Genomic DNA, 16,072 nt, shown 5'->3' with positions numbered 1-16,072 from the left:
CGTCCCGAATTTGCATCCGCAATGACCCCGTTCCGCCTGCGGGGCTTTGTCACGCACCCGCACAAAATGTCACAAAGGTTACATTTAACTTTGCAATAACCCATCTCGATCTGGTGGATCACCTCAGTTTCGATGACGTCCCTCTATTGCGGAGTTATATTAATGTCACAAAAACTACATTTTAGAACAAGGAATATTGCGCGGCGCAGCAGCACTTCGGTTCTCGCCATGGCTGTCTGCTGCGCCGCTCTTTGCGGTCTCTCAGCCCCCGCCCTTTCGGCCGACGGCAGCTTCCGGCTGGTCACGATCAACACCTGGGGCGACCGATTCAAGGGTGATCTGACACAGCTTTCAAACTTCCTCAAAAACGGCAATTACGACGCCTTTGCCTGGCAGGAACTGCAGACCAACAGCGCCTACGCGTCGCAGGTTCCAGCCATCCTCGCCAATCAGGGGCTCGGCAATTACACCAGCACCCAGACCGGCGACACCGGCATTACCACCCGGCTGGATAGCACGCCGGGCACCGTTTCCGGTGGCGGCACCCAGGGCAATCGTTTTGCCTATGTCACCCTGTCAGAGCAGAACATGATGCCGGAGACGGCGCTTGCCTCTGTACATTTTGACTATCGCGATCCATCCAATGACCGCATAAACGAGGCGCGCAACCTGACCAACTGGGCAAAATCGATCGATGGCCCGGTGATCGTCGTTGGCGACTTCAACGCCGGCGATGTCTCCGAGCGCGGCCTGCACCACGTCGATCAGCAGAAGCTCCTGCTGCGCAATTACCTTAAGTCCAACAACAGCTTCTACTATCAGCTGCTGACCGAGTACGCCGTCGATCGGGCAGCGCTTGACGCATTCATCACCGCCAATCGCGGCCTGACACTGACCAATGCCCAGATCCCCGATACGATGTTCGCGCCGGAAACCTATCCGGTTGCCGGCAACACGCCGCAGACGATGAATATTCTCAAAAAGCAGTTCATGCTTTTGCAGAATCCAAGCGAGCGCGAGGGCTTTGCGCCCCACCCGATCAAGGATGGCAGCACCACCTGGCCAAGCGCCGGCGAAGACGCCACCAACACATGGCCGAGCTGGGATCGCGTCAAGATCGACCACTTCATCGTTTCGCGCCCCTACGGCAAGTGGTGGCAGCTTGCCGACGATCCCACCGATCCCTATCTCGGTGTCATCGACGAGGTTGCCTATTCGAACGACGGCAAAACCCCCATCAGCGACCATGAGCTGACCGCCCACACCATGAAATGGGTTGGCCCGGCCATTCAGAAATATACGGATAGCCAGGGTGCGACCGATCAGAGCCGTCTCGTCTGGGGTGAAGCCGCCGCCGTCTTCGACGAGAAGGACAAGGTCTTCTATCTGACGCGCAACAATATGCGCACCGATGTCTATCTCGGCCAGATCGCCGACGACAACGGCATGCCCATCCTGACCGACCTGACGCTGGCAGAAAAGAAAACGCTGCTCGATTGCACCAGCACGGACGCACGCTTGCGACAGGCCATCATCGACTATTGCATCGACGACCATAGTTTCATCGATGAGACGCTGGTGACCGATGGCGGCACCGTGATCGTCGACGAGGATCTGGCGCTCGGCAACGCCACGGCAGAACTGCGCCTCGCCGACGGCCGCCTGCGGATTGCGGGCACCGCGATGAAGACCCTGACGCGCGACATCAGCCTGGAAGGCACCGGCGGTCGTCTCGACATTGCCAGTGCGGAGAATGAAGTCCTGCATCAGGGCGTGATCTCCGGCACCGGCGCGCTCACCAAGGAAGGTGCGGGCGAACTCGATCTGCGCGGCACCAACACCTATACCGGTGAAACCCGCGTTTCCGCCGGCCTGCTCTCGGTCAACGGCTCGATTGCCAACTCGGCTCTGACCACGGTCCTCGACGGCGCCACGCTTGGCGGCGTCGGCACGGTCGGCGACCTCAGGATTGCCAAGGGGGGCACGCTCGCTCCGGGCAATTCCATCGGCACCCTGACCGTCAACGGCGACGTCACCTTCGATGCCGGTTCGACGTTCCGCGTTGAGGTTGATGAGACCGGCAAGACGGACAAGCTTGCAGCAACAGGCGCGATTGCGCTGGATGGTGAACTGTATTTCGTGCCGACCAGCGGCAATTACCTGCCGGCCACCGATTACGACATCCTCACCGCCGGCGCCGGCATTACCGGCACCTTCGCCAGCATCGGATCGAGTGCTGCCTTCCTCTTGCCGGAACTCACCTATGGGCCGAACGGTGTCAGCATGCGCCTCGAGCGCAACACCACGGCCTTCGCCGATATCACGACGACCCGCAACGGTCGCAACGTCGCCGGGGTCGTCGAGAGTTTTGGCATTGCCGACAGCCTCTACAAGGGCGTCGTGACCCTCGATGCGCCCACAGCCGATTTCGCTCTGCGTCAGCTCTCCGGCGAAATCTATCCGTCGCTGGCAGGCGCCCTTGCCGAAGACAGCCGCTTTGCCCGCGATGCGGTCGGCACCCATCTGCGCTCGCTGAACAAGGCCGCCTTTGCCGATGCAAGCTGGCAGCCATGGATCACAGCTTACGGCGCTCACGGCACGACACAAGCATCCGGCGTGGCCGATCTTGCCCGCAACAGCGGCGGTGTCTTCTTCGGTCTGGATACGCTGGCAGCCCCGTCCACCCGCCTCGGCTTCATGCTGGGTTACGGCGCGACAAACATGTCCTCGGACGGCTACGAGGCGTCTGCCGATACCGACAGCCTGACGCTTGGCCTCTACGGCGCAACAGCCCTTGACCGCCTGCGTCTGAGCTATGGCTCCACGGTCGCCTTCGGCAAGGTCGATGTCTCCCGCGATATCCGCTTCGGCAGCCTCAGCCAGGATCTGTCGTCCGACCTCGACACCACGACCTGGCAGGTCTTCGGCGAAGCGGCCTACAGCTTCGAACTGTCGCGCGGCACGATCGAGCCCTTTGCCGGCCTCGCCCATGTGCGCGTCCACAGCGGCAGCTTCGACGAACGCGGTGGTTCGGCGGCCCTGTCCGGTGCCGGGTTCGACTATGACGCCACCTTCACCAGCCTTGGCCTGCGCGCCTCGACGGAGGTGATGATGGGAGACACGGCGGTCCGCCTCAATGGCGAAGCCGGCTGGCGTCATGCCATCGGTGATGCGCCGGAAACCGCGCTTGCCTTTGACCGTGGTGCAGGGTTTGCCGTCGAAGGCACCGGCGCCAACCGCGACGCCGCTTTCGTCAAGGCCGGTATCGGCTTCGATCTGAAGCCCGGCGCCACCCTGTCGCTGGACTATGTCGGCGCCTTCTCCGCCGATGGCGGCAGCCACGGCGTCAATGCGGGCCTCAAGGTTCGCTTCTGATACAGACGCAGTAAAGACGGTCCAGCCAACGACGGAATGCCGAGACAGGGCGGAGCAATCCGCCCTGTTCCTGTGTGCAACGTCGCGGCGTGTGTTGCTGCCTGTACAAGGCTCGGGCTAGGCTGAAGCCCGTCGTTACAGGCATCGGGGGATGGGGTTGATCACGACAATGGACAAGAAGACGCGACGCCAGACCGCGCTGCTGCGGCAGCTCGAACAGGCGCGCTACATTTCGCTGGATGACATCGCCCGTCAGTTCGACGTCACGACGCAGACGGCACGCCGCGACGTGCAGGATCTCGAACACCTGGGCAAGGTCCGGCGCCTGCATGGCGGCGTGACGCTCGCCCAACCGGTCGACCCGAGGGTCCTGCGCGCCCGCCGTGTAGAAAATGCCGAGGCGAAGGCCCGTATCGGCGCCACTGTCGCTGCCCGCATCCCCGATGGCTCCGCCCTCTTCATCGACACCGGCACCACCTGTGAAGCCGTGGCCCAGGCATTGCTTGGCCATCACGGCCTGCGCATCGTCACCTACAGCCTGCGCGTCGCCACGCTGCTGGCCGAGGGCAGCGATTTCACCGTCGCCGTGCCAGGCGGCTTCGTCCGCCCCGTCGATGCCGGCGTCTTTCGCGCCGAAACGCCAGAATTCATCAGCCGCTTCAAGTTCGATCACGCTGTCATCTCTGTGAGCGGCATCGATACCGCCGGCGACATGGGCGATGACGACCACGCCGAAGTCGCCGCCGTCCAGGCCGCCATGCGCCAGGCCGAACGCGTGCTGCTCGCCGTCGACACCAGCAAATACGGCCGCCGCGCTTTGGTGAAACTCGCCAACCTCGCCGATGTCGACGAGATCGTCACCGACGCCGCCCCGCCTGCACCGCTGGACAGGCTGGTCGCCGAGGCCGAGACACTGCTGACGGTAGCCGGTTGACACAATTTTCCCAGCACCATGATCCTTGAAAGGGCTCGCTCTTTCGTCGGGTGATGGGGTTGCAGCCTAGCGCCACACACGCATAGTGGCGGCGAAACGGATGAAGATGAGAGCTGCATGGCGAAGGCGATTTTCTATCACAAGGACGGAAGCGGCTATAAGGACGTGCGAGGCCAGCTCTACCATTTCCCGAAGATGTATCTGTCCCGCGTTCGCCAAGCCGAACATGACTGGTGCGTCTACTACGGCCCGCTGAGCGGTATGCCAGGTCGCTACTATTCGGGGCTCGCCAAGGTCACGGCGATCGAGCCGGACTCAGACCTGCCGGATCATTTCTACGCCAGGCTCGCGGATTACCTCGATTTCGACCGACCGCTCGACTATCGCGAAAGCGGTGGCTACGAGCGCCAGTTGATAGCGGCCGATGGCAGCGTCAATCCGGGTCGCAGCGTTCAGGCCGTCCGTATCATCAGCGATCAGGAATTCGCCACGCTGATCGAAGCAGGACTGTCGGAGCCGGAAGAGTGGCCCTTGCGGCGGGATGCACCCGGCGATGGCGCGCCAGTTCCCGCTCTCGACCGGCCCCTGTCTGAACACCTGAGCGTGGAGGAGCCGGCACAGGCGCCCTATCTGTTCGACGAATTCACCCGCCCGATCATCGCCAGCACGATCAACCGCCCGTTTCGCGATGCCAAGTTCCGCCAGCACATCAGACGCGTCTATGACCGCACCTGCGCCTTCACGGGTCTGCGCCTCATCAACGGTGGCGGCAGGCCGGAGGTGGAGGCCGCCCACATCGTACCGGTCGAGCGCGGCGGCAATGATTCCGTCCAGAACGGCATCGCCCTCTCGGGTACCGTCCACTGGATGTTCGACCGTGGCCTGCTCTCGCTTGCCGACGATTTCACCATCCTGCAATCGCGATATTTGAACGAGGACGTTTCGCATCTCCTCGTGCGCGACGGCAAGGCCCGCGTTCCATCGGCAGCCCATCTGCGGCCACATCCGCATTACCTCGGCTGGCATCGCGACAACGTCTTCAAGCAATAGCGCCAGAGACCCTGCGCGACCATCCTGCCTTTGCCCCACCGCGACCGTGCGCCCCATATTGAGAGGCGTTTTTGCTCCTGCCACCATGCTGGCCATAACCCGCCTCAGCCGTTGCGTTTTTGTTCTGATTTCCCGTCGCCGCCCCTTCCAATCCCACGCGGGCTTCTCCATATTCTCGGCCATGGCCAAGTCACCGAAATCCTCCGCCCCCTCTGATAGTTTCGAGGAAGCCCCGCAGACCGCATTCGAAGGCGCGCCGCTGTCCACTCCCTTGGGCGGCTCGGTTTCGGATTGGGTGAAGCAATTGGAGGCCGAGGCGGAGGCGTCTACGGTCGAGAGCCAGCGTGAACTCGCGTCGAAAGCCGGCAAGCACCGCAAGAAGATCGAGATCGAGGCCCGCCGCCATGCGGAAAAGGTGGCGCTGGAAAAGGCCAAGCCAACAACCGCCAAGAACACCACATCGACGAAGACGTCCCGCGGCGTGTCGATCGGCGCCTCCTCCGACCCGAAGACCCGCGCCGCCGCCGGTCTCAACCCGATCGCCGGCATGGATGTATCCCTCGAAGAGGCCGAATCGCTCGCCACCGGCGCCGTCACCGCGACGGTTGATGCGCTGTCCAAGCTGATCGAGAGCGGCAATCCGCTGTTCAAGAACGGCGAGCTCTGGGTGCCGCACCGCCCGGCCCGCCCGGCGAAATCCGAAGGCGGCGTCAAGATCCGCATGGCCTCCGATTTCGAGCCCGCCGGCGACCAGCCGACCGCCATCAAGGACCTCGTCGAGGGCCTGTCGAACGACGACCGCACCCAGGTCCTGCTCGGCGTCACCGGTTCCGGCAAGACGTTCACCATGGCCAAGGTGATCGAGGCGACGCAGCGCCCCGCCGTCATTCTGGCGCCGAACAAGACGCTGGCCGCCCAGCTCTATTCCGAGTTCAAGAACTTCTTCCCCGACAATGCGGTCGAATATTTCGTCTCCTATTACGATTATTACCAGCCGGAAGCCTATGTGCCGCGCTCGGATACCTTCATCGAGAAGGAATCCTCGATCAACGAGCAGATCGACCGCATGCGCCACGCCGCCACCCGCGCCATTCTCGAACGCGACGACTGCATCATCGTCGCCTCCGTCTCCTGCATCTATGGTATCGGCTCGGTCGAAACCTATACCGCCATGACCTTCCAGATGTCGGTCGGCGACCGCATCGACCAGCGCCAGTTGCTCGCCGATCTCGTTGCCCAGCAATACAAGCGTCAGGACATCAATTTCATCCGTGGCTCCTTCCGCGTCCGCGGAGATACCATCGAGCTCTTCCCCGCCCACCTGGAGGATGCCGCCTGGCGCATCACGCTGTTCGGCGACGAGATCGAGAGCATCACCGAATTCGACCCGCTCACCGGCAAGAAAACCGGCGACATGAAGTCGGTGAAGATCTACGCCAACAGCCACTATGTCACGCCGCGCCCCGCCCTCAACGGCGCCATCAAGGCGATCAAGGAGGAGCTGAAGCTGCGCCTCGCGGAGCTCGAAAAGGGCGGCCGCCTCTTGGAAGCCCAGCGCCTGGAACAGCGGACGAAATACGATATCGAAATGCTCGAAGCCACCGGCTCCTGCGCCGGCATCGAGAACTATTCGCGCTACCTCACCGGCCGCAAGCCCGGCGAGCCGCCACCGACGCTGTTCGAATACATCCCCGACAACGCCCTGCTCTTCATCGACGAAAGCCACGTCTCCGTCAGCCAAATCGGCGGCATGTACAGAGGCGACTTCCGCCGCAAGGCGACGCTTGCCGAATACGGCTTCCGCCTGCCCTCCTGCATGGACAACCGTCCGCTGCGCTTCGAGGAATGGGACGCCATGCGCCCGCAGACCATCGCCGTCTCCGCCACGCCCGGCGACTGGGAAATGGAAGCCGCCGGCGGCGCCTTTGCCGAACAGGTCATCCGCCCCACGGGCCTCATCGACCCGCCGGTCGAGATCCGCGCCGCCAAGACCCAGGTCGACGACGTGCTGGGCGAGATCCGCGAAACCGCGCAGAAGGGCTACCGCACCCTCGTCACCGTGCTCACCAAGCGCATGGCGGAAGACCTCACCGAATATCTGCATGAACAGGGCGTGCGCGTCCGATACATGCATTCGGACATCGACACGCTGGAGCGCATCGAGATCATCCGGGACTTGCGCCTCGGCGCCTTCGACGTGCTGGTCGGCATCAACTTGCTGCGCGAAGGCCTCGACATTCCCGAATGCGGCTTCGTCGCCATCCTCGATGCCGACAAGGAAGGTTTTCTCCGCTCGGAAACCTCGCTCATCCAGACCATCGGCCGCGCCGCGCGCAACGTCGACGGCAAGGTCATCCTCTATGCCGACCAGATCACCGGCTCCATGCAGCGCGCCATGGACGAGACCTCGCGCCGCCGCGAAAAGCAGATGGCCTACAACATCGAACACGGCATCACGCCGGAATCGGTCAAGGCCCGCATTTCCGACATTCTCGATTCGGTCTACGAGCGCGACCACGTCCGCGCCGACATCTCCGGCGCCTCCGGCAAGGGTTTTGCCGATGGCGGCCACCTCGTCGGCAACAATCTCCAGGCCCATCTCAACGCGCTGGAAAAGGACATGCGCGACGCCGCCGCCGATCTCGACTTCGAAAAAGCCGCCCGCCTGCGCGACGAAATCAAGCGCCTCAAAGCCGCCGAACTCGCCGCCATGGACGACCCGATCGCCAAGCAGGAGGCGAAGGATGTCGAAGGCACGAGAGGGAATGGAAAGGGTCAGGCGAAGGGGCAGGAAAGCGGTGGCGGAAACCGCAAGGACGCCGCAGGCACCCACCTCCCCCTTGAGGGGGGAGGTCGCGCGGCACGCGCGGGTGGGGGTGGCCCCGCCGCCCCCGCGACCGCCAAAGATCACCCCACCCCGGACCTCCGGTCCGACCCTCCCCCTCAAGGGGAGGGTGTCCCCCGCATCTCCACCTCAGGCCGCAACAAATCCGGCGTCCCCCAGGGCAAGGGCAGCTATTTCTCCAAACCGAGCCTCGACGACATGGGCCCAGGCACCGAGGGCGCGGTCCCGCTGCCGAAATCCGACCAGCAAGGCTCTTACTTCCGCAAGAACACCCTCGACGAAATGACCGTCGGCCGCACCGAAAAACCTGTCACCGGCAAGCTGCCGGAGAAGCCGAAGCCCGAGCCGGGCCGCAGCCCGCTCTCCCCCCCTGTGGGGGAGATGTCGCCGCAGGCGACAGAGGGGGGTACCCCAGTCTCCAGGGGCTCAGACGACCCCCGCCCCATCATCCGCGCCCGCGCCGGCGCCGGCTCCTACGAGGACCCGATGGATCAAAAGCGCAAGGGACGCACAAAGGGCAAGACGGGACGGCCAGGGCGGTGACCCCTCCTTCCTTCTCCCCGTTTACGGGGAGAAGGTGCCCGAAGGGCGGATGAGGGGGCCGCCTTCGAACCATATGACAAATGTCAGGGAAACCAAAAGAAAGACCTCCACAATGACACCGGCGTCAAGTGAGGCCATTTATGGTGCGGCAGGCTTTCGCCACGCGTGCTTCTTTCCTTTCGTTTTAGGCACTTGCTCAAGCTGGCCAGTCTCCCGCAACCTGTAGAAAACATTTTTCATTGTATTTTCAGACTTAATGCCGGTTAAGTCTCTCGCGATTTGATTGGTGATTTCGTCATTGTCGTTCAAATATTCCAGAACCAAAGATTCAGGGGAAGCCAAGGTTTCATGCCTTAACGTGACTATAACAGATGAATCTGTTTCAACAAATTGAGGTTTTTTCAGCCTTAATTTCTCCATAGCCTCGAAAGCAGTATTAACACCTTCACCAACATCCTTATTCGGAGGATTGCGGTACTTATTAATTAGCCTAACAATCTTCGGATTTCGTGCAAATTGAGTCCTAGAGATATTCTCAACCGTTACATGCCCGGGCAACTTTCCCGGGCTTTCTATTTCAACTCTGTTATCGAAAATCCGAACCTGGACATCCGCAGCAATGCTGTAGTCTCTGTGAAGTACGGCGTTTGTAATTAATTCGTGAACAGCTTCCTCTGGGTAGACGATGCGCTCCATGCCTGAGGGCCCCACCTTCTCGAGTCGCTCAATTATCTCTTTTATGCGATCGACACTATCGTAAATTAAACTATAGAGTGGCCCTTCAATAGTCTCCGGATCTTCAGCAAGGAAATCTCGTTCAGCATCGGTTTTTGTTTGATAACGCAATATCTTCACCGCCGATCTCTTCGGCAGTATCGCCTGAGGACTGTCTGAATAAAGCAAAACTCCGGCTACAGTTGGCCTATCGTCAACAATCACGAATTGCTTTTTTAACCATGCATCTGGTTCACCAGTTGGAATCGTCTCTAAAAGGAATTCTATAATGGCTTCCGAGTTTGTAATTTCGCTGGTATCTACCTGAAGTCTCTCATCTTCATATGTCTTGATTCCCTTGTCATATTTCAGCTTCTCAAGTGCATCCTCCCTAACTGGGAGGTTCTGCGCGTTATTGCGTATGTAGGCCTTACCGTCAGTCGCAAGAAATATTTCTTGCGTTTTCTGAACAGTAACATGAAGTACAAGACCTTTTTCCTCCCTCGAAGCCAGCCACTCAAATGAAAAATCTTTACCGAGTGGATCGAGATTATGCATGACTTGGAAAAAGCTATTGGCTTCCTCTTGATCTACAAAGCCATCCCAGATTCTCTCCTTACCTTCCACGCCGCCAATCTCTTCAATTCCAACAAATATCTCGCCTCCACTTGCGTTAGCAAATGCTGAAATCGTCCGAGTAAATTTCGCTGGCGAAAGAGCTTTTGCCTTTAGATCAACGAAATGGCTCTCATTTACGCCGAGGAGCAATGACAGCTCAGCACTTTCAATGAATTTTGTGTCGACCATTAAATGCACCTCAATTCACAACGAACCCTGATCTAACTCAACACGCAAACCGTTTCGACTTCAACCTATGTATGTATAAATCGCAACTATAGTGCGGCCATCAATCCGGGCCGGCAGAACAAAGCGAGCGCATGTGGCGTACTGGTCGAACGAAAGAGAATTGAAGCCCTCTCCCAAAACCGTGGACGTCGCCGACACATTCTCCAACAAAATCAACACCCCACCCAAAAAATCATCCCCGCTTCCCGCACAGGCCCCATACTCGGTGCTGTCCCGCCCTCGGATACACCTGACGATGCGATGTCAGGCGAGGCGGGATCGGCGCCGGGGCGATGTGCTGTCGCAGGCAGAAAACCCCGGCCTGCTTGCAACGGTCTCCCTCCTGACGAAGGGCTGGACGAGGGTGATGGGGTCGGATGTCTCCAAAACCTGGATACCCTGATCGGAAGGGCGTGCCTCAGAGGCACACAGACAAGGCGCCCGCGCTGTCGCGAACACTCCAGACGGCGGGGCGAAACAAACGGCGGGGATGGGGTCAGTCTTAAAGACAGATCCCATCCCCCGGGCGAGGGTCCCGGTCGGATTGGTGCACCATCCGGCGGGAACCTCCCGGGCCACCGGCCAGGCTATGGCAGACACTTCTTCGGAGGGACTCTGCCTAAGCCGGACCCGCGCCCGGTCAATCTTTGGGGCAACCCGAAGACCGTCGCCGCCTTGCCAGAGAGACGCATGCAAGCGGGACAAAACGCCGAACGGGGCGCCGGAAGGAGCCACATACTACCACTTAGACAGGCTGCTTCTGGCGCCCCGTCCGAGACAAGTTTCAAGCAGACCCGGAGGGAGCGATCCCGACCGGTGGCGAAGCCTGGGGTTTTTAACACATACCAGCCAGCGAGGAGAGGCCAATTGCATATGGAGTTTAAGCGCCGCACGAAGCGGGTTCGGTCTTCTCCCCAGCGGGGAGAAGGTTCCCGACAGGGGGATGAGGGGGTGCGAAGCGCTGACCCTGTGCCGCCCCGCCCTCTCATCGCCTCCCATACGCTCGGCACTTCTCCCCGCCGGGGAGAAGAGGGAGCCCGGAACCGCCACCGGTGCCCCATATGCGCGCCCTCCTGCCATGGAGGGAAAGGAAAAGCCGCCCACCACGCAAATCCCAACCCAACAGAAAGGAGACCGCCATGCCCAATCTTGAGACCGCCAATGGCCCCATACCCGAAATGCTGAATGTGCGCCTGATGCGCGTGTTTCAGGCGCTGAGAGACGCGCCCAAAGCCTGCCACAAGCGTCAATGCCGCCGCGTCGGCCAGTGCATGGGCGACGCCATACTGGTCGGCCCGTCGGTGCCGCATGCCAACCGGCTGCCGCCCTGCCTGCGGCACGCCCCGCCCGACCTCATCGCCCATTCCCACGCGCTCGCGGCAACATTCATGGATTTGATCCGGCTAAGCGAGGCCCAGGCGGCCTGGCCGAAAGACCCTGTCCTCGCGGAGGACTTGCGCAACCTGATGGCCACCCTCAGGGCGGTGTTTCGCCTGCCCGGCCTGCATCTCGACCGCGAACGCGATGCGCTCGCCGCATGGCGGGCGCGTGATCCCGAGCCGCTGCTTTTCGATTCGCTCCCCCAGCCCGATCGCCGGCGAAAACCAAAGGTGGGAAAGGCGGCGCCCCTCTGAGGCGCGAGGCAGACGCCGTGAAACCGCTATTCCGCCGCCTTGGGCAGCTCGATCTCGTCGTCGTTGACGTGTTCCATCTCGTAGGAATAGCCGTCGAGCATGGAATAGGCGCGTTCGATCGCCTGGATCTGGGTTTCCGAGGCACGGATGGCATCGGTGATCGACTGGGTGCGGGCGCGCAGCATGGAGCCGAGCACGTCGGCTTCCGGCCGCTTGCCGAGCCGGTCGATATGCTTGCGCACGCGGCCACGATGGCGTTCCAGCTCGAGAATGTGGAAACGCGCCTTCAGGATGTCGTCGGTCAGCTTGCGGCGCAGCGACGCCACCGGATCGAAACTGCCGGGCTCGCGCTCGTCGAGAATCATGTCGTTGACGAGCGATTCCAGCACCATCAGACCCTTGAGGTCGGTCGGCTCGGCGAGCTGCGGGTCGTAGCCGGTATCGTCATACACCTTGCGGCGCACGGGATCTTTCAGCAGCTCGTAGCAGGCAGACATCTTGGCGAATCTGTCCGCGTCGCCCCCGGCATCCGGGTGTTCGCTCTTCGCAAGCTTGCGATAGGCCGCCTTGATGGCCGCCTCATCCGCTTCGCGCTCCACATTGAGCATTTCGTAGGGATCGATCACTCTGGCACCCCGTCTTGCCTCTGCATTCATCACGCCATCCCGAGAGTGCCTGACTACCGTGTCCTCCCCGGTACTTCAAGCGACGGCGGTCACGTTTCGTTAGTTACACTTAACGTCGACCCTAGCCGGGAAGGATTAACGGAGGGCATACGCGCGACAAAAGCCCCCCTCAATTCAGAGGATTGCGATCGAATGCGGAGGAATTTCGGCAGAGGCCGAACTCTTTCTCTTGTCACAGCCGGGAATTGTCCCTACCTCTTTTGCTGTTCGGGCGCCAAGGACCCCGGAGACTGGACTGGCTGTAGCGACCGCCTGCGCGGTCAGGGGGGCTTCCTCCCCATTGGTAGACGTTCTTTCCCCGTTACCGCGACCACCGACGGTCCCGCCTGGGCGGGACAAACAAAACAGTCCTCTCCGGTTCGCCGGAGGGCAAAAGACAACACGGGACAGCAAGGAATATCCCCATGGCCAGCAAGGGCACCGTCAAATTCTTCAACCAGGACAAGGGTTTTGGTTTTATCACTCCGGAAGGCGGCCAGAAGGACGTCTTCGTCCATATCTCCGCCGTCCAGGCCTCCGGCCTCACCTCGCTCGCCGAAGGCCAGCAGGTCACCTTCGACACCGAGCCGGACCGCATGGGCAAGGGCCCAAAGGCCGTCAACATCCAGGCCGGTTGATCTCGGGACCCGGCGGGCCGATGGCCGGCCATCCACAGAAGCTTTGAAAATGGCGCCCGCGAGGCGCCATTTTTGTGCCCGCGACGGCCCGCCGGCTTTGTCCGGGACAAGCCCAGGCCCGGCGGATTGTGGCTATTCCGCGGCGCCGGCCGAAGCCTTGGGGGGAGCGGCCGTGGCCGCGATTCCCACCGGCGTCGCTTTCGGCCCGCCGGCCAGATCGACGGCGGCAAAGGCCTCGGCAATCAGATCCGGCGTAACCCCCGGCTTCGTCGCCTCCGACGACAGGATCTGCCGGTAGCGCCGCGCCCCGGCAAAGCCCTGGAACAGCCCGACCATATGCCGCGTGACATGGTTCAACCGCCCGCCCGAGGCGATGACACCCTCGGCATAGGCCATCATCGCATCGCGCACCGCATCCCAGTCGACAGGCCTTCCCGCCGCACCATAGATGCGATGGTCAACCTCGGTCAAAAGCGTCGCATTGTGATAGCTCGCCCGCCCCAGCATCACGCCATCCATGACCTGAAGATGCGAAACCGCCTGATCAAGATCGGTGATCCCGCCATTGATACCGAGAAAGACATCCGGGTTCTCGCGCTTCATCCGATAGACCAGATCGTAATCGAGCGGCGGGATCTCGCGGTTTTCCTTCGGCGACAGACCTTTCAGCCAGGCCTTGCGCGCATGGATCCAGATCGCGTCCGCCCCTGCCCCGATCATCCGGGACAGAAAATCCGGCAAGACCTCGGCCGGCTCCTGCTCGTCCACGCCGATCCGGCACTTCACCGTCACCGGCACCGCCGACACCTTTTTCATCGCCTCGATGCAATTGGCCACCACCTCGGGCGTCTGCATCAGGCAGGCGCCGAAGGTTCCCGATTGCACCCGGTCGGACGGACAGCCGACATTGAGATTGATTTCGTCATAGCCGGAATCCGAGGCGATCCTCACCGCCTCGACGAGCTTTGCCGGATCCGAACCACCCAGCTGCAGCGCAACCGGATGTTCGGCGGAATCGAAGGACAGCAGCCTCTCCCGTGGCCCATGAATGATCGCATCGGCCACGACCATCTCGGTGTAAAGCAGCGCATGGCCAGACAGTTGCCGATGGAAGAACCGGCAATGCCGATCCGTCCAGTCGATCATCGGGGCAACGGCAAAAACTTTCGCCGCGGTCTGATACAGTCGCGTTTGGGTCATGGGCTCAAATACCCCGCAGGCCAGCACCCCGCAAGCATGATCGGCACGCCAGGGATGCCGATCAGATCAGGATCAGGGTTTGATCGCCTTGTAGATCAGGTCGTATTGACGGGTGAAAAGCTCCGACAGGATGAACGGTGCAGCCCCCTCGCCCGGTGCCGGCGTGTCGCAGGGGCGGTTCTGGCAGTAATAGGCACGGCACATCGGCTGGGCGATGCCGCCCGGCTGGGCAATGTCGAAGAACATCGACCGATAGCCTTCATCGTTGAACTTGGTTTCGCTGCCGTAGTCGCAGAAATACGGAGTGCGCGCGAAAGCCGCCTTCATGCCGGGGCCAAGCGCATCAAACAGCGTCTTGTGGCAGGCCGCGTCGAGACCGCAGGCCAGAACAGACATGCGGAACGCCTCTGCCGGGGCCGTCAAGAGCGCGCCGCCTTCCCCTTCGCTTTCATGCTCCCGGATTGCGGCGATATAGGCCTTGAAATGCTCCAGGAAGCCATTCTCCTGGCCGAACTTGTACTTCCACAGATCGGCATAGACATTCGTGCCGCTGCAGGCCGCCACGGTCGCTTCGATCTTGTCGGACTTGCCATACTGCGCGCAGATTCCCGGCAGGTTGAGCACAAACGTGTTCGGCACGCCCTTGTCCTGGCAAACGGCCTCGATGAATTGCGGTGCCTGAACCCCGCAGGCCTCATCCAAACGCGCCTCGACGGTCGCAGGCATCGGCGTTGCGGTCTGAGCCAGGGCCTGAGGTGCAAAAATCGACAACACGGAAAGAGCGAGGGGGAACATGCGTTTCATCGGGGGAGCCTTTGTGGCGGACGGTAAGATGGCCGCCCATAGCGCCTCGAAGCCACGTTGAAAACTGCAGGCCATCACACACCAGCCATGCAGAATGACAAGGACAGGTGCGACATCAGAGATGAGCTGGACGCTTTACCGCCACCTGAACAATTTTCAGTCCGTCGGATAATTACCATAAATATCAATGCGATAAAAAGAATGACCAGTGGCAGAGAAGCAAAAAGCGATGGGGAACGCGATGCCCCACAGGAGCGGAATGGCCGCTCAGCGCTCTGCAACAGCGATCCAGACCCCTGTTGCAGGAAAATCACGACCGATGCCGAGTTTGAACCATGGCCAACGCCAGCGCAGATGCCGGCGCCTCACAGCAAACCAAGCTCGGCCAATTCGCGCTTCAGATCATCCGGCATCTCTTCGAGGTTCGCACCGGAAGCCGCCAGATCGCGCGGAGCAGCATCGGCCTCCAGATAGCGCCAGCCCTGGAAGGGACGACGCGGCGCGGGCGCGACTTCGATGACCTCGGGTCCGAGGATCAGTTCGCAGCGCGTGATTCCGTCGCCGCCGGTGAAGGTCTTGATGTCCAAGAGTTTCTGCCGCGCTGACAACTGGCCCTTGATGATCCAGTAGAGCGAGCCGCCATCCAGCAGTTCCTCGACCCGCTTCGGCACCATGCGGGTCACATGCGAGGAATGCGGCTCGAGCCCCGCCGCGACCGCGATCAGTGACCGCTCAGCCACCCAATCGCGCAGATCATCAATGCTATCTGCGCCGACGCAGAGTTTCAGGAGATGTGAAGCCATGCGATCCGAGATAGCCGGTCC

The 16,072-nt window shown here is 61.3% G+C and carries 11 protein-coding genes; 6 read left to right on the top strand and 5 right to left on the bottom strand.

Annotation, left to right across the window (positions count from 1 at the left end; genetic code table 11):
- The first annotated feature begins 228 nt into the window (after positions 1–228).
- The 4 genes from FAA97_RS02560 to uvrB all read left to right on the top strand — a co-directional run bounded on the left by FAA97_RS02560 (position 229) and on the right by uvrB (position 8,747).
- Entirely contained in the window at positions 229–3,375 is a 3,147-nt protein-coding gene (locus FAA97_RS02560) for an autotransporter domain-containing protein (protein ID WP_136596952.1), read from the top strand.
- Positions 3,376–3,532: 157 nt separating this feature from the next.
- Positions 3,533–4,309: a DeoR/GlpR family DNA-binding transcription regulator gene (locus FAA97_RS02555; RefSeq protein ID WP_246041319.1), complete on the top strand. Its 777-nt coding sequence runs from the start codon at positions 3,533–3,535 to the stop codon at positions 4,307–4,309.
- Positions 4,310–4,426: 117 nt separating this feature from the next.
- On the top strand, positions 4,427–5,359 hold the full coding sequence (locus tag FAA97_RS02550) for an HNH endonuclease (RefSeq protein WP_136596951.1): 933 nt from the start codon (positions 4,427–4,429) through the stop codon (positions 5,357–5,359).
- A 181-nt stretch (positions 5,360–5,540) separates the two neighbouring features.
- Positions 5,541–8,747, top strand: a complete 3,207-nt coding sequence (gene uvrB, locus FAA97_RS02545) for an excinuclease ABC subunit UvrB (RefSeq protein WP_136596950.1) — start codon at positions 5,541–5,543, stop codon at positions 8,745–8,747.
- 138 nt (positions 8,748–8,885) lie between these two features.
- On the opposite strand, the gene FAA97_RS02540 is transcribed toward uvrB, so the two are convergent.
- Positions 8,886–10,268, bottom strand: coding sequence for an ATP-binding protein (locus FAA97_RS02540; RefSeq protein ID WP_136596949.1), 1,383 nt, complete (start codon positions 10,266–10,268; stop codon positions 8,886–8,888).
- Between the two features lie 1,178 nt (positions 10,269–11,446).
- On the opposite strand from FAA97_RS02540, the gene FAA97_RS02535 reads away from it, so the two are divergent.
- Positions 11,447–11,941: a hypothetical protein gene (locus FAA97_RS02535; protein ID WP_136596948.1), complete on the top strand. Its 495-nt coding sequence runs from the start codon at positions 11,447–11,449 to the stop codon at positions 11,939–11,941.
- Between the two features lie 26 nt (positions 11,942–11,967).
- On the opposite strand, the gene FAA97_RS02530 is transcribed toward FAA97_RS02535, so the two are convergent.
- Entirely contained in the window at positions 11,968–12,597 is a 630-nt protein-coding gene (locus tag FAA97_RS02530) for a J domain-containing protein (RefSeq protein WP_206109941.1), read from the bottom strand.
- 434 nt (positions 12,598–13,031) lie between these two features.
- On the opposite strand from FAA97_RS02530, the gene FAA97_RS02525 reads away from it, so the two are divergent.
- Positions 13,032–13,244: a cold-shock protein gene (locus FAA97_RS02525; protein WP_136596947.1), complete on the top strand. Its 213-nt coding sequence runs from the start codon at positions 13,032–13,034 to the stop codon at positions 13,242–13,244.
- A gap of 132 nt (positions 13,245–13,376) precedes the next feature.
- Here FAA97_RS02525 and dusA read toward each other — a convergent pair whose 3' ends face one another.
- The 3 genes from dusA to FAA97_RS02510 form a co-directional block, all read right to left on the bottom strand.
- Entirely contained in the window at positions 13,377–14,444 is a 1,068-nt protein-coding gene (gene dusA / locus FAA97_RS02520) for a tRNA dihydrouridine(20/20a) synthase DusA (RefSeq protein WP_136596946.1), read from the bottom strand.
- Positions 14,445–14,516: 72 nt separating this feature from the next.
- Positions 14,517–15,248 carry a hypothetical protein gene (locus FAA97_RS02515; protein WP_136596945.1) on the bottom strand — a complete coding sequence of 244 codons (732 nt, stop codon included), beginning with the start codon at positions 15,246–15,248 and terminating at the stop codon, positions 14,517–14,519.
- A gap of 365 nt (positions 15,249–15,613) precedes the next feature.
- A complete protein-coding gene (locus FAA97_RS02510) occupies positions 15,614–16,051 on the bottom strand; it encodes a DUF1489 family protein (RefSeq protein ID WP_136596944.1) in 438 nt (145 codons plus the stop codon).
- Positions 16,052–16,072: the final 21 nt, after the last annotated feature.

This window comes from Peteryoungia ipomoeae (assembly GCF_004912165.1).
Classification (GTDB): domain Bacteria; phylum Pseudomonadota; class Alphaproteobacteria; order Rhizobiales; family Rhizobiaceae; genus Allorhizobium; species Allorhizobium ipomoeae.
The sequence above is the reverse complement of the archived record's forward strand: the minus strand, read 5'-3'. Positions and strand labels throughout refer to the sequence as shown.

Coding starts and splice junctions, on each gene's coding strand:
- dusA (WP_136596946.1), bottom strand. CDS start 14,444: ATGACCCAAACGCGACTGTATCAGACCGCGGCGAAAGTTTTTGCCGTT.
- FAA97_RS02515 (WP_136596945.1), bottom strand. CDS start 15,248: ATGAAACGCATGTTCCCCCTCGCTCTTTCCGTGTTGTCGATTTTTGCA.
- FAA97_RS02550 (WP_136596951.1), top strand. CDS start 4,427: ATGGCGAAGGCGATTTTCTATCACAAGGACGGAAGCGGCTATAAGGAC.
- uvrB (WP_136596950.1), top strand. CDS start 5,541: ATGGCCAAGTCACCGAAATCCTCCGCCCCCTCTGATAGTTTCGAGGAA.
- FAA97_RS02525 (WP_136596947.1), top strand. CDS start 13,032: ATGGCCAGCAAGGGCACCGTCAAATTCTTCAACCAGGACAAGGGTTTT.
- FAA97_RS02535 (WP_136596948.1), top strand. CDS start 11,447: ATGCCCAATCTTGAGACCGCCAATGGCCCCATACCCGAAATGCTGAAT.
- FAA97_RS02560 (WP_136596952.1), top strand. CDS start 229: ATGGCTGTCTGCTGCGCCGCTCTTTGCGGTCTCTCAGCCCCCGCCCTT.
- FAA97_RS02530 (WP_206109941.1), bottom strand. CDS start 12,597: ATGAATGCAGAGGCAAGACGGGGTGCCAGAGTGATCGATCCCTACGAA.
- FAA97_RS02510 (WP_136596944.1), bottom strand. CDS start 16,051: ATGGCTTCACATCTCCTGAAACTCTGCGTCGGCGCAGATAGCATTGAT.
- FAA97_RS02540 (WP_136596949.1), bottom strand. CDS start 10,268: ATGGTCGACACAAAATTCATTGAAAGTGCTGAGCTGTCATTGCTCCTC.